1 protein-coding gene and 1 pseudogene are annotated in these 971 nt (G+C 45.0%); both read right to left on the minus strand.

Features of this window, described 5'->3' with window-relative positions:
• A pseudogene (locus R7Z50_RS25165) lies at positions 1–300 on the minus strand (flagellar hook-length control protein FliK); the annotation flags it as partial.
• A gap of 174 nt (positions 301–474) precedes the next feature.
• Complete coding sequence (gene fliJ, locus R7Z50_RS25170) at positions 475–918, minus strand: flagellar export protein FliJ (RefSeq protein ID WP_005457733.1); 444 nt, start codon at positions 916–918, stop codon at positions 475–477.
• Positions 919–971 lie beyond the last annotated feature (53 nt).

Below are 971 nucleotides of genomic sequence, written 5' to 3' on the forward strand. Positions count from 1 at the left end.
GCCTTCATGCTCTAGCAATGCATCAGCCACTTTTCCGTCGACACTCTCACGGTTCGCGACTGATTCTTGGCTCTCGCCATTCTTCTCGACCGTTTCACCTTCTGTGGCGCTAACGTCGGTCTTTACATCTGTACTTGCTGTTTGAGTGACCGCTTTTTCTGCTTTTTGTGAACCTGTAAAAACTCCCGCTAAGGTTTCAAAAAAACCTTTGCTTTCAGAGCTTTCTGTAGGTGCTTGTGCGGAAGACTCAGAAGTTGAGGTCTTGCTAGTCGCAGAAACATTAGACAAATTCACATTCATAAAAACTTTCTCGTTTTTAGCTACGCCTTTTTATGGCGTGACCAGATTGCCCATCAGAGGCAAAATTAGATAATTAAACCATGAATTTGCAAAAATCACGCCAACGCATAAGGCTCTTTTCCTGTCGGACAACGCACAGGAAAAGAGTGGAAGCGAGATCAACTTCAACAAAAATTAGAACGGCTTGGCCTTACGGCTAAACAACAACGTGGAAAACTCATCCATTTGCTTTTGCTCACGTTTGGCTTCCGCGATTTGCTTTTCTTTCGCTTTCTTTTCGATCATCCACTCGTAAGACATGCGTTCTTGGCGCATCTTGAGCCAGTAGTCTTTGCAGTTTTCGACTTGTTCTTTGAAGTGATGCTCTGCTTGCTTTTGCTTTGACAGTGTCTCGTCAAGCTGACATAAGAATCGGTTGAGATGCCCGTATTGGCTGGCGGTTAAACCCGCTTGACCACGATCCACCAACTGCTGGCAGTAATCGAGACGATATTTTTCGATTTGCTCAACCTGACGGTAATAGTCTTCAAGCTCAGAGCGCGCTTTGTTCAGCGCAAGTACGGCTTGGTCTTCGCGCTCTTTGGTCTGCTCAAGTAGGAATTCCATCGCATTATTCATACGCTATTACCCACCCAAAATATTTCTGAGCATATTGACGCACATATCGTATG

It is taken from the genome of Vibrio sp. 1249-1 (assembly GCF_033340495.1).

What these genes read in the sequence shown, in the direction of transcription:
- fliJ (WP_005457733.1), bottom strand. Translation starts at nt 918, where the DNA reads ATGAATAATGCGATGGAATTCCTACTTGAGCAGACCAAAGAGCGCGAA.